The sequence below is a fragment of the Hymenobacter sp. HDW8 genome, from assembly GCF_011305775.1.
In the GTDB taxonomy this organism is placed as follows: Bacteria; Bacteroidota; Bacteroidia; order Cytophagales; family Hymenobacteraceae; genus Hymenobacter; species Hymenobacter radiodurans.
In genome coordinates, this window is the sequence record NZ_CP049907.1 from 3,178,299 (window position 1) to 3,191,011 (window position 12,713).

General features: G+C 51.1%; 13 protein-coding genes. 8 read left to right on the plus strand and 5 right to left on the minus strand.

Translation table 11 applies throughout. From position 1 onward, the window contains the following. Positions 1-34 precede the first annotated feature (34 nt). The 4 genes from G7064_RS23070 to G7064_RS13490 form a co-directional block, all read right to left on the minus strand. A complete protein-coding gene (locus tag G7064_RS23070; protein ID WP_317172763.1) occupies positions 35-463 on the minus strand; it encodes a hypothetical protein in 429 nt (142 codons plus the stop codon). 29 nt (positions 464-492) lie between these two features. Then, the gene (locus G7064_RS13480) at positions 493-2,367 is read right to left on the minus strand and encodes a transglycosylase domain-containing protein (RefSeq protein WP_317172764.1); all 1,875 of its coding nucleotides are present in this window, start codon (positions 2,365-2,367) and stop codon (positions 493-495) included. A 96-nt stretch (positions 2,368-2,463) separates the two neighbouring features. Beyond that, complete coding sequence (locus G7064_RS13485; RefSeq protein ID WP_166073992.1) at positions 2,464-2,796, minus strand: hypothetical protein; 333 nt, start codon at positions 2,794-2,796, stop codon at positions 2,464-2,466. 26 nt (positions 2,797-2,822) lie between these two features. Next, positions 2,823-5,468 (minus strand): tetratricopeptide repeat protein, encoded by a 2,646-nt coding sequence (locus G7064_RS13490; RefSeq protein WP_166073993.1) that lies wholly within the window; start codon positions 5,466-5,468, stop codon positions 2,823-2,825. 219 nt (positions 5,469-5,687) lie between these two features. Between G7064_RS13490 and G7064_RS13495 the strand changes: the two genes are divergently transcribed. The 8 genes from G7064_RS13495 to atpG all read left to right on the plus strand — a co-directional run bounded on the left by G7064_RS13495 (position 5,688) and on the right by atpG (position 11,759). Further along, positions 5,688-5,933, plus strand: coding sequence for an AtpZ/AtpI family protein (locus G7064_RS13495; protein ID WP_133274284.1), 246 nt, complete (start codon positions 5,688-5,690; stop codon positions 5,931-5,933). Between the two features lie 67 nt (positions 5,934-6,000). Next, on the plus strand, positions 6,001-6,393 hold the full coding sequence (locus tag G7064_RS13500; protein ID WP_166073994.1) for a hypothetical protein: 393 nt from the start codon (positions 6,001-6,003) through the stop codon (positions 6,391-6,393). Positions 6,394-6,426: 33 nt separating this feature from the next. Continuing rightward, a complete protein-coding gene (atpB, locus tag G7064_RS13505) occupies positions 6,427-7,497 on the plus strand; it encodes a F0F1 ATP synthase subunit A (protein ID WP_166073995.1) in 1,071 nt (356 codons plus the stop codon). 64 nt (positions 7,498-7,561) lie between these two features. Then, the gene (gene atpE, locus G7064_RS13510) at positions 7,562-7,831 is read left to right on the plus strand and encodes an ATP synthase F0 subunit C (protein ID WP_084443863.1); all 270 of its coding nucleotides are present in this window, start codon (positions 7,562-7,564) and stop codon (positions 7,829-7,831) included. A 210-nt stretch (positions 7,832-8,041) separates the two neighbouring features. Next, on the plus strand, positions 8,042-8,539 hold the full coding sequence (locus G7064_RS13515) for a F0F1 ATP synthase subunit B (protein ID WP_133274281.1): 498 nt from the start codon (positions 8,042-8,044) through the stop codon (positions 8,537-8,539). A 90-nt stretch (positions 8,540-8,629) separates the two neighbouring features. Further along, a complete protein-coding gene (gene atpH / locus G7064_RS13520) occupies positions 8,630-9,190 on the plus strand; it encodes an ATP synthase F1 subunit delta (RefSeq protein ID WP_133274280.1) in 561 nt (186 codons plus the stop codon). 9 nt (positions 9,191-9,199) lie between these two features. Beyond that, positions 9,200-10,780: a F0F1 ATP synthase subunit alpha gene (gene atpA / locus G7064_RS13525; RefSeq protein WP_133274279.1), complete on the plus strand. Its 1,581-nt coding sequence runs from the start codon at positions 9,200-9,202 to the stop codon at positions 10,778-10,780. Between the two features lie 85 nt (positions 10,781-10,865). After that, complete coding sequence (gene atpG, locus G7064_RS13530; RefSeq protein ID WP_166073996.1) at positions 10,866-11,759, plus strand: ATP synthase F1 subunit gamma; 894 nt, start codon at positions 10,866-10,868, stop codon at positions 11,757-11,759. Positions 11,760-11,889: 130 nt separating this feature from the next. Here atpG and G7064_RS13535 read toward each other — a convergent pair whose 3' ends face one another. Continuing rightward, positions 11,890-12,549, minus strand: a complete 660-nt coding sequence (locus tag G7064_RS13535; protein ID WP_166073997.1) for an HAD family hydrolase — start codon at positions 12,547-12,549, stop codon at positions 11,890-11,892. Positions 12,550-12,713 lie beyond the last annotated feature (164 nt).

A 12,713-nucleotide genomic window follows, 5' to 3' on the forward strand; every position in this document is an offset into this window, starting at 1 on the left:
TCTAAAAAGCCAGTTCGCTATATACTACGCTTACTTAAATCTCTTGTCCGTTAAGGATATCAAGATCGGTCTGATTTAGCTTCTGATCTACTGGAATGGTATCGCGCTGGCCACCATAATAACGGCTACAGTCAATCTCAATGCTCAGCGGTTGCGCTGGCTTTGGGAAAGGTCCTTTGCTTACATCAAGGCTCTTATCGCCGTATACTTTACGCATAAATAAGCCGTAGATAGGTAGCGCCGCCCGAGCCCCTTGGCCATTGGAACCGTTACGGAAGTGGATGCTCCGGTCTTCGCCGCCCACCCACATGCCACATACCAAGTCGGGCGTGATACCCATAAACCAGGCGTCAGAGTAGTTCGAAGTAGTACCAGTTTTGCCCCCCATCTCATACGGAAACTTAAAGCCCGTTTTAAGAATGGTAGAGGTGCCGCCGCGCTCGGTGGTCGAGGCTTGCAGCATGTGCGTCATTAGGTAAGCGGTTTCCTCACTTAAGGCCTCACGGGTCTGGGGACAAATTCGCGCAATACGTTACCATTCTTGTCTTCAATACGCGTCACCATCATGGGTGAAGTCCAAACTCCTTTATTTACAAAGGTGCCGTAAGCACCACACAACTCATAAATACTCACATCGCTAGAGCCGAAACCGACAGCCGGTACAGCTTCGATAGGGGAGGTAATACCTAAGCGCTTGGCGTAAGCAACAATGGTTTCAGGACCTAGTTTCTGCACTAGGAAGGCCGTAATCGAGTTCATCGAGCGGGCCATTGCCTGCCGGATTGTGAAGGTGCGACCAGAATAGCCCCCCTCAAAGTTGCGCGGTGTGTAGGCCGGCCGACCAGCTTCTGCGGGGAAGGTGATGGCCAAGTCCTGAACCTGATAGCAAGGTGAATAGCCTTGGTCGATGGCTGCTGTGTATACAAAAGGCTTGAACGTGGAACCCGGTTGCCGTGTGCCTTGCTTTACGTGGTCGTATTTGAAGTACTTAAAGTTAGTACCACCTACCCACGCTTTAATCTGACCATTCAGCGGGTTCATGGCCATAAAGCCGGCCTGCAGGTAGCGCTTATAGTACGCCAATGAATCTAACGGCGACATCGTCATTTCCTTCTCGCCCTGCCAGCTGAACACCATCATCTTATACTTCTTATTCAGATAGTAGTTGATCGAGTCCTTATTGCCTTCAAAGCGGGTATTGAGAGACTTATAACGCTCCGTCCGCTTGATTGCTGTTTGTAGGAAGTTCGGAATCAAGCGGCCCGTTTCATCACGCCATGGCTGCTGACCTTTCCAATGCTGGGCAAACAGCTTCTGTTGCTGCTTCATATGCTCCGCCACGGCTGATTCGGCATACTTCTGCATCCGCGAATCGATGGTGGTATAAATCTTTAGGCCGTCGGCGTAGAGGTCGTGGTCAGTTTCACGGCTCCATTGCAACAGTGCTTTGCTGACTTCCCGACGGAAATAAGGCGCAATACCCTTATTGGCATTTTCAACATTATAAGTCAGTGCAATAGGTTTAGCAGTCGCTGCCGTGTGCGAAGCCTGATCGATGTAGCCATATTTCAGCATCTGACTCAGCACCCAGTTACGGCGGCTTTTGGCTCGCTCAGGATGCTCCACCGGGCTGAAATACGAAGGTGCATTAAGTACGCCCACCAAAAGAGCTGATTCCTCCAGCGTGAGGTTTTTGGGCTGCTTATTAAAAAAGGTCTTAGCAGCGACATTAATACCAAAGGCGTTCGATCCGTACTCGTTGATATTCAAGTACATCGTCATGATTTCGCGCTTGGTATAGTTGCGCTCCAGCCGAATGGCCATTATCCATTCTTTGGTCTTGATGATAAGCATACGCAGGCCGGGTACGTGGCTAAGAGTGCCATCATTAAGGTCGGCGCGAGTGCGGAACAGCACCTTTGCTACCTGCTGCGTAAGTGTGCTCGATCCCCGCCGAATGCGCCCCGCGACATAATAATAAGGAACAGCAAACAGGCCTTTCAAATCGATGCCTGAGTGGCTCTCAAAACGAACGTCTTCGGTAGCAATCAGGCCATCAATCAAGTTTTGAGGCAGCTCATCGTAGCCAACTGGCGTGCGGTTTTCGCGGAAATACTTGCCCATCAGTACGCCATCGGCCGAGTAGATCTCGGAGGCGAGCTCACTCTTGGGGTTTTCCAGCGTTTTGAGATTAGGCATTCGCCCAAACAGGTTCATAAAATTGACACTCACGGCCATCACATACACGACGAAGCCAATTAGCCCGAAGCCAAAAAGCATCCATAGTGTGCGCGTAAGGCCCGTGAAGCGCCCTGACCGTTGGGGCTTACGTGGCTGGACTTTGGTTTTGGTGGCAGGAATAGCCATTCTTTAGGGAGATTATAAGCTAGGAACGCGAAATCAGGAAGGGTATTGAGTGGTATAGAGTCCAAGGTGCGCTGACTCATCTGGCACTGGCAATTATCAATTCTTGATTTCTCTTTCGTAGAAGCGTTGATACTCAGCTAAATCCTTAGTTTGAAGTAGCAGAGGGAGATTATCAATACCGATAACCAGGATTTGGTAACCCGCACCCCGTAATCGGCTTAGCGGCGACTGCGGCCCGCGCAGTTTGAGGGCGTAGCTCTGCGCCGCTTTTTGGACCGGCAATGTTTGTACCACTACCAATTCCACTGAATCGCCGAGCGCAGAGGGCTGTACTTGCAAGTTATTGGCTCGATAGAAACGGTTATTATAGGTGGCAAGAGCGGCCGGTAGGGTAGCAACGGGTGCTGCTCCCTTAGGGAAGATGAGCACTACTGCATGCCCTGTGGCCGGGTTATTCAGATAAGGAGTGGCCGCCGGCTCAGCAGAGGGAGGCGTAGATTTGCCCCCGGCGATACTGCTGGAGTCGATGCATTCGGCTGAGCAGTTACTTCTTTGGCCGGAACTGTTGCAGAAGCAGCAGGTTTGGCTGTACTACCCTTTTCGGCTGGTTTGGTTACCGCCGTAGCGGGTTGTTTAGCAGGAGTTGGATTGACGGTTGAAGCTGGGCTAGGAGCGGAAACCGGTGGGGCTGGCACTCGATTGACGGGGACTACCGGACGATTTTCAGGTGTTGTTGCTACGCGCCGCCGAGTATCTATCTCACCAGGTCGAAAAGCAGATATGGGGGGCTTTTCTGTGGAGGCTAATGCGCCATTAATGCTGCCAGCCTTATAATCCTGATACGACTTCAGCAAAATGGCCGCTTGTGGAGCCAATGTACTGCTCGGATAGTCCTTGTAAAACTTCTCTACCGCTGCCTGGGCCGATAGTGGCGGTTGGGTACGGATAGTAAGCAGGGTATTGAGGAAAGCTACCCGATCGTTCAAGGCGTTATCCGGGTATCGGCGCTTTACCTGGTCGAGCAGGTCAGCAGACTTTTTAAAGTCTTGCTTTTTATAAAGCACAAATGCCGAATCTACCAAGATGCCTACTTGTGCATTCGCCTGCGAGGTGCGCCGCAAATATTCTGGATCGCCAACGAGGCGGGCGTAGGATGAATTAGGAAATACCTCGCGCAGCCGCTGGCTATATACTTCGGCCTTTGGGTCATTCTGATCTTTATAGATCAAATAGAGGCTGTAATATACTTCGGGCAGATGGGTGCTATTGGGGTAGCCTGCTATGAGCTTATCATAGGTTTCGGCGGCGCGAGCGGGCTCTCGTAGCTGCTGGTTATAAATGCCTCCCAGCGCGAATAAGGCCTCTTCCATTTGCTTCTGTGACGCTTGTAGTTGCGGCGCGGTAAGCGGAATATTCTGTCGGTATTGGGCTACTAAGCCACGCTCAAATGCCGCAGCATCATTGGCCCCAGTGGGAGCAGCGCCATTGGGAGAGTTGACTCCACTTCCGGCAGCACCGGGGTTGGTAGCTGGTCCGGCCCCGCTCGGATTGGTAGCAAGGGCCCCGCTAACCTGGCTGCTGACCCGCCAATTGTCTTGGAGCTGTCGATTACCCCAACGCCGCTGAAACTCAGACCGGGCCGTGCTAAGCGCCGTCGGATTGTCGAAGTACCATTGGGCGCCCGTGTTGATAGTAGCGAATGCCGCCGGATCAATGTCAGGGTTCCCCGCCCGGGTTTCGCTGACGCCGGTATAGGCTTGCGCCTGCTGCTGACGTACTTCTTGAGCTTTATCGGCGGCGGCTAGGCGTTCGGCTTGCTGTTGCCGAGAAGCAATTTCTACTTTAGCATATTCACTAAGGCGCGTGCGTAGCGCGGCAGTATCTAGCCGCGCTAAGGCTTGCAAGCTGTCCTGTGTTTCAATGATGGTAATTTGCTTAGCAAACTCCTGCAGAATCTGAGCTCGCTCAGCCGTAGCTGCATACTCGGGTGCCGTGGGGGGCAAATTTTGTACTGCGCTATCGTAATAGGCTGCCGCTAGCTGATACCGTTGTAGGTTCTCATAATAAATACGACCCGCCAGCAAATAGGTGTACGATTTCTGTACTCGGTTAGGCGTAGGCACGCGCAACGACTGCTGTACGAGGGCCAAGGCCTCGGGGTAGCGCTGCTGGCGGTAGTCGAGCCGCGCCATCTCATACAGTACCTTGTCGCGGTACTCCTTATTATTGGGATCCTTGAGCAGCTTCACAAAATACTTGTCTAGCCGCGCTCTATCGGTATTCAAATCGGAGACCTGACCTAGCAGCAGCTTGGAATAAAAATCCAGCTCATAAGGCGGATTGCGCTTCAGAATCTGGTTTAGCTCAGCATACGCCTCCTTATCCTGCCCCTGAGCCTGATATAGTTGTGCTAAAATGTAGCGGGTGCGTGAGCGCTCGTTTTTGGGTTTGATATATGGGATAGCCTTGTTCAGATTCTCAGTGGCCAGCTTCGGATTACCGGTTAGCAAATGATACTCTGCGCGGGTCAGAAATAACTCGCGGGCAGTACTCTCACGGCCTTCTTCCTTATCCAGCACATCCGATACCGCGGCGGCATTATCGTACTCTTTGAGCGCCAGATATGTACGCATAAGCCAGATTAAGGCTTCCTGCTTCACCGTGGCGTCTTCGCTGCTGCCGTTGATATAACGGAATGTCTTGGCTGCTTCTGCGTACTCCTTCTTATAATAGCGTGCTTTCCCAATAACGAGGTAGCTGTCATCCGTCCAAGCACTGCCCGGTTGGTATTGGAGGGGCAGAGATGCTTTTTTTATAATATCGTCGAGGTCGGCCGTTATTTTGGTTACGGTCGCGTCGTCGAGAGTAGGGAAGAGGGGTAGGAAACGGTTGTAATCGTTGATTCGAGCGGCGTACAGCGTCGCCTCCGTGGCGCGCATTTTCTCGCGAGCAAGAAAATAGCCGTTATCCCGTGCCACAATATTCTGATAGGTGCGGCCCACCACTGATTTGCGCTCCGAGGAACAAGCACCCATACTCATTACCAACAGCAGCAAAGCCATCGGGATTGAAAACAACCGTAAGAGCGGAGAAGTAGTCAAAATAGAAAGCAAATCAGAGCGGTGGGTTGGCTGTTTAACGCGTCCCAGCGGCCGATTCGTTCGACAAGGCTGGGAGGCATTTTCTTCTCAACGTATAGCTTCGGGTAAAATTACGGCTTTTTCCCTGCCTCCTTTTCATAACTCCATAATACTAAGGAATTGGAACCGGCATTTGTGTGTTGAAAAGTTATACTTTTGCCCCCCATCCTACTATTTACGATGCCTGCCGCTGTTCCCCCGCCTGATAAGCCCAACAACTCCAATCCGGACCGCTTGCGTGCTTTTGCTAAGTATTCAGGGTTAGGATTTCAGATGTTGGCAATTATTGGCTTAAGTGCTTGGGCTGGCACTGCGCTCGACGAGCGTTTTCAGAATGAGCGGCCGTGGTATACCATTGTGCTGATGTTGCTTGGTGTATTTATAGCGATGTACCAAGTTATTCGCTCCCTTACCCGCGACTCATAGTATTCTTATTTCTATTGGATAGTACCTCACTGCCAAGCATCACCGATAAAGCATAACCCAACATATAATGATTTTTCTACGTCAGTTTTTAATTTTCTGTGTGCTGCTGGGGGGTATTTTCTATGCTTTATCCACTCAGTTTGGGACGGCGGTCATTCATCCGCTCACCATTTACGTATTTGGGTTCTTCGCCCTCCTGACGCTTATAACCTATTGGGTCACTTCCCGGCTCATACGGGCCAACCCCGACAATTTTATGGGTGCCTACTTTGGTTCGATGGTAGTGCGCTTACTACTGTCGGTGGGGTTGGTGCTTGTATTCCTTTATAAGGGCGGTGCTCAAGAGCGCCCAGGGCTCTGGACATTTCTGGGGGGCTTTTTTATCCTGTATTTTCTCTTCGCCGGGTTTGAAATCTGGAGCGTCCTGAGTAACTTGCGCCCGTTTTCAAAACAGGGTTAGTCCAATATCCTGCTCCCACCTAAATTACTCTGAATGAAGCGTTTACTGATAGCTCTCTTTTGCATTCTTTCGCTTCCTGTTTTTGCCCAAGAGCACGCGCCCACTGTTGAAGAAGCCACCGACTCGGAAGCCTTCAGCCCCGGCGAGATGATTCTGCACCACATTGGCGATGCCCACGAATGGCATTTTGCTACCCTTGGCGACGAGAAAGACCACGGCATTCACTTCACTATTCCGCTGCCAATTATAGCTTTTCAGCCTGGCAAAGGTTTAAGCGTATTCTCTTCGTCTCAGCTTGCTGAAGGCAAAACATATAATGGCCTGAAGCTGGAGCATGAGCACCTTATCGCCGAAGATGGCGGTAAAGTTTACGACTTCTCCATTACTAAGAATGTTGCCTCGCTGATGTTGAGCGCAGCGCTGTTACTAGGCATTTTCTTTACGGTAGCTGGCCGTTACAAGACGAATAAAGGTGGTGCTCCTAAGGGCGTTCAGTCCTTTTTCGAGCCAATCATCATCTTTATTCGTGATGAAGTAGGCAAAAAAGCCATCGGGCCTAAGTACGAGCGTTACATGCCGTATTTACTCACAGTGTTCTTCTTTATCTGGTTCAGCAACTTACTAGGTCTGCTACCAGGTGCTGCTAACCTCACCGGCAACATCGCCGTCACCTTGACCTTGGCAGTACTGACGCTGCTTATCACCTTATTTAGCTCAAACAAGAATTACTGGGCTCATATTTTTGCTACCCCTGGTGTACCAAAGGCTTTGCTGCCCATCATGATTCCAGTAGAGCTTATCGGTGTGGTGGTAAAACCATTTTCGCTTATGGTTCGTCTGTTTGCCAACATCACAGCCGGCCACATCGTGATTCTGAGCTTTATTAGCTTGATTTTCATCTTTCAAAGCGTATTGATTAGCCCCGTTACCTTGGCTTTTGGCTTGTTTATCAATATGCTGGAACTGCTAGTCGCTATTCTGCAAGCCTACATCTTCACGCTACTAACTGCCATGTATATCGGCGGTGCCGTAGAGGAGCATCACCACGATGCTGATCTGCAGATTGGTGGCGACAATTCCGCTACTCCAGCGCACGGTCACTAAGTCATTCAGTATATATTTCTCACCCTGATTTTTTCGTTTTTCACTTCCCTCTAATTTCTGTTTTATGCTTCTTTCTCTGTTTTTGCAGGCTGTCAGTGACGTTTCCAATTCGGTTGGTCTAGCCGTAATGGGTGCCGGTATCGGTGCCGGTCTGGTTGCTCTTGGTGTTGGTCTGGGTATCGGCCGCATCGGTGGTAGCGCCATGGAAGCCATTGGCCGTCAGCCCGAAGCTGCAGGTCGCATCCAAACTGCTATGCTGATTGTAGCGGCTCTGATCGAAGGTCTGGGTCTGTTCGCAGTTGTAGTCTGCTTGCTGATTTCCTTCAACCTCTAGAGATAGGGGCACCCGCCTAAGCAGCCCGCTGCGCGTCGCTTCGGCGCACGGCGCGGCGGGCTGACTTGGCTTTTTAGTAGTGAGTATTTAGTAGCTGGTAGTTGGCACTGAATATAGAATCCACCTACTGCATCTGAGGTGCTGCCAGTATCTATTGAGCAGCACTAACTACCAATTACATACTGATTACCCCATACTAACTACCGCTTTATGCCTCCCTTAGTAACCCCCGAATTAGGCCTGATCTTCTGGCAGTTGGTGATTTTTGGCTTGGTGCTGCTTTTGCTGGCCAAGTTTGCTTGGCGTCCCATTCTTGCCTCCCTTAAAGAGCGGGAAGATTCTATTGAAAGCGCCCTACGTATGGCTGACCAAGCCAAGCTAGAGATGCAACAGTTGAAAGCCGGCAACGAAAAGCTGCTGACTGAAGCTCGCCAAGAGCGTGACAAGATCATGCAGGAAGCCACTCAAATGGCTAACCAGTTGATCGAGCAAGCCAAGACGAAGGCGAATGAAGAAGGCGGCCGCATGATCGTGCAGGCCCGCGAAGCCATTCAGAACGAGAAAAATGCTGCACTGGCTGAAGTGAAAAACACGGCTGCTCAGCTTTCTATTGATATTGCTGAGCGCATTTTGCGTCGCGAACTAGCCGACAGTAGCTCCCAGCAGCAACTCGTAGACTCGTACCTGAAAGACGTAAAGCTTAACTAAAGAAGCGGGTAACGAAGAGTTAGAAGGGATTGTACCAAATGGTAATCTTGCTTCAGGCTCTAAAATGCCAGTTTCAAACTCTTACAAAAAATGTCTGAACAACGAGCTGCTTCCCGCTATGCTAAGTCTATGCTAGACTTGGCCCAGGAGCGGGGCAATCTGCCGCAGGTAAAGGAAGATATGGATCTGTTTGCCAAAACTTTGGAGCAGAACCGTGACTTGCGTCTCTTGCTGCGTAACCCTATTGTGAAGCACGACAAGAAGTTAGCTATTCTGCGCGCCATTTTCGGTGGCAAAGTGTCGGAGGTGACGGAGAAGTTTTTCACCATCATCACGCAGCACAACCGCGAAAGTGCCTTGGAATGGGTAGCTACTGAGTTTCAGAGTCAATACGAAACCCTCCGCGGTATTCAGGTGGCCCAAGTCACAACGGCTCAGCCCCTGACTCCCGCATTGCGCGAGGAAGTAACCCAACTGGTACGCCGTCAGACCGGCCTCCAGAGCATTACGCTTACCGAGAAAGTTGACGAATCACTCATTGGCGGTTTCGTGCTGCGCGTGGGTGATCAGCAAATTGATGACTCGGTGCGCAACCGCTTGCGCAAGCTGCGCGGCGAGTTCTCTCAGAACCCCTACCAACCCCAACTATAACTCAGCATCATGGCAGAAGTACGTCCGGATGAAGTATCCGCCATCCTGCGGGAGCAGTTGTCCAATTTCAAGACCGCAGCCGAACTTGAAGAAGTCGGCACGGTGCTGCAGGTGGGCGACGGTGTAGCCCGCATCTACGGACTGGGCAATGCCCAGTCGGGGGAATTGCTAGAATTTGAAAACGGCCTGCAAGCCCTAGTTCTTAACCTTGAAGAAGACAACGTAGGTGCCGTAATGCTCGGCGACTACAGCGATATTCGCGAGGGAGCTACGGTACGCCGCACAAATAAAATCGCCTCCATCAAAGTAGGTGAAGGCATTATTGGCCGCGTGGTAAACACACTCGGTCAGCCCATCGACGGTCGTGGTCCAATTGCTGGTGAACTGTATGAAATGCCCTTAGAGCGCAAAGCTCCCGGTGTTATCTACCGTCAGCCAGTGAACGAGCCACTGCAAACAGGTATCAAGGCTATCGACGCCATGATTCCGATTGGCCGTGGCCAGCGTGAATTAATCATCGGTGACCGTCAGACGGGGAAGTCTACCGTTGCTCTTGACGCTATTCTGAATCAGCGTGAGTTCTTCGAGCGTGGTGAGCCTGTATTCTGTATTTATGTAGCCGTAGGTCAGAAGGCTTCTACGGTGGCCCAAGTAGTAAACGCTCTGCAGCGCGGTGGCGCTATGGACTACACAGTGGTTGTTGCGGCTTCGGCTTCTGATCCAGCTCCGATGCAGTTCTTTGCTCCCTTCACAGGTGCTGCTATCGGTGAGTTCTTCCGCGATACTGGTCGCCCAGCACTGGTTGTGTATGATGACTTATCGAAGCAAGCAGTGGCTTACCGTGAGGTGTCATTGTTGCTACGTCGTCCTCCAGGCCGCGAGGCATATCCTGGTGACGTGTTCTATCTGCATAGCCGTTTGCTGGAGCGTGCCGCGAAGATTAATGCTTCCGACACTATCGCCCGCGACATGAACGACTTGCCTGAGAGCATTAAGCACTTAGTAAAAGGCGGTGGTTCACTGACAGCTCTTCCCCTGATCGAGACCCAAGCTGGTGACGTATCAGCCTATATCCCGACCAACGTAATCTCAATTACAGACGGCCAGATCTTCTTGGAAACCAACTTGTTCAACTCCGGTGTGCGTCCTGCTATTAACGTAGGTATCTCGGTGTCGCGCGTAGGAGGTAACGCTCAGATCAAGTCGATGAAGAAAGTTGCCGGTACGCTGAAGCTGGACCAAGCCCAGTTCCGTGAACTAGAGGCTTTCGCCAAGTTCGGTTCCGACCTCGATGCTTCTACTAAGCTCACTATTGAGCGTGGCCGTCGCAACTTGGAGATTCTGAAGCAACCTCAGTTCTCGCCTGTCAAGGTGGAAGATCAGGTAGCTATTATCTATGCTGCTACCAATGGCTTGCTGGACAATGTGCCCGTTGAGAAGGTGCGCGCCTTCGAGATTGAGTTCCGCCAAGTTATGCAAACCCGTCATCCGGAGGCGCTACAAGCGCTGAAAGCAGGTAAGCTCGACGACAGTATCACGAACGCTATCCGTCAGGTAGCGAAGGACTTGTCGGCGTCTTACGCAAAATAAATAGTTAGATACCTGATAACTGAATGAGGCTGCTCCTGGAGCTAATCATTCAGTTATCAGGTGTTCAACAAGTTGATAATCTAGAATGGCTAGTTTAAAAGAAGTTCGCAGCCGCATCATATCGGTGCAGAGCACGCAGCAAATCACCAAAGCCATGAAAATGGTGGCGGCGGCGAAGCTGCGCCGCGCACAGGATAACATCCTGCGCATGCGCCCCTATGCCCAGCGGCTAAACAGCATTCTGAGCAATCTGACTAGCTCAGCCGAAAGCGGAGTAGAAAGTGAATACAGCGCGCAGCGCGAAGTGCGTCGTGTGCTTGTCATAGCTATCACTTCTGATCGTGGCTTGGCTGGTGCCTTCAATAGCAACATTTTCAAAGGAGTAAACCAACTGCTAACAAGCCGTTATAACGCTCAAGCGGCAGCTGGCAATGTAACTGTATTGGCTATTGGTAAGCGTGCTCACGAATATTTCGTGCGTCGCCGCCTACCGATGCTAGGCAATTACAACCACGTTTTTGGCTCTTTATCATTCGATACAGTGCGCGTGGCGGCTGAGGAAGCAATGGAAGGTTTCCGTTCCGGTCAGTTCGATGAGGTGACCATGGTATACAACGAGTTCAAAAACGTAGCGACGCAAATAGTACGCGCGGAGCAGTTGTTGCCGCTCGTAGCCGTTGAGGCACCCGTTACGGCAACGCCTACTGCGAATGTTGACTACATTTTTGAGCCCTCGAAAGAGGAAATCGTGCAAACCCTTATTCCGCAGTCGTTGAAGGTGCAGCTATATAAGGCTGTGCTGGAAAGCAACGCCTCAGAGCACGGTGCCCGCATGACGGCCATGGATAAGGCCACTGAAAATGCTGGTGAGTTGTTGAAGTCCCTGAAGCTCACGTACAACCGTACGCGCCAAGCGGCAATTACCACTGAGATTCTTGAAATTGTGGGTGGTGCTGAAGCACTAGCAGCGAGTCGCTAGAAAAATTTACTTCCATAAAAAAGCCCCCAGAAACATTCTGGGGGCTTTTTTATGGAAGACGTGATCTAAAGCTTTGCATACTGACGTTGTGCCAATTGCTTATCAGGCTTCGGTGCATTAGGGAATTGCTCTACAAGATCCAGCACATCCTGGGGGTAATTTCGGTGAAGTCCTTTATGACTTTCATGGGGTTTTGAAATTTGCTCGCTTTCACGCTCGTGCTAAGGCAAACGCAGCGCATGCCCGCCTTGTAGGCTGATTGCTCACCCAGTACGGCATCTTCAAATACAATACACCGCTCCGGCGCTACCTTAAGCTGCTTGGCGGCAACGGTGAACGTGTCGGCATGGGGCTTGCCCCGCTCTACATCGGCCTTGCCCGTAATGGTATCGAACAAGTGGCGGAGGTTTAAATGGTCGATGATGTATTCAATCGTTTCGGGTGGTGAAGCTGTTCCAAGACCTATTTTGAAGCCTGCTAACCGCGCTGCTGTCAGAAAGTTGGTGAGGCCGGCCGCTTCGCGGCGCTTATTCCAATAGAGTACCCGGTACAGAAACTCACGTTGGTCAGCGTACTTCTTGAGGTCTTTTTCGGGTACCGTATGCCGAAAAACAGTTTTCAAAATGTTGGTGGCTGGCATACCATTTAGGCGCTCCAGCAGCCGGCGTGCATTGGTTGTCAAGTCATGTTCGCGAAATAGGAGCTGAAAGGCGCGAGCTTGGTAAGCAGTATTATCAATTAAAACCCCATCCATATCAAAGATGAGGGCATAGTCGGAAGCGGTAGCCATACAGGAAGGCATTGATTTAATAAAACAGTAATCTGCCAGTTTACGGCAAGCGGGCTATTTCGGCTGTGAGGTCAAAGATTACGGACGCGGGCGGCTATCTTTGCGGCCGCAAACGCTGGCTTTTGTCGCCAACCGCAAGAAGCCAGGCGGTTACACACGCTACT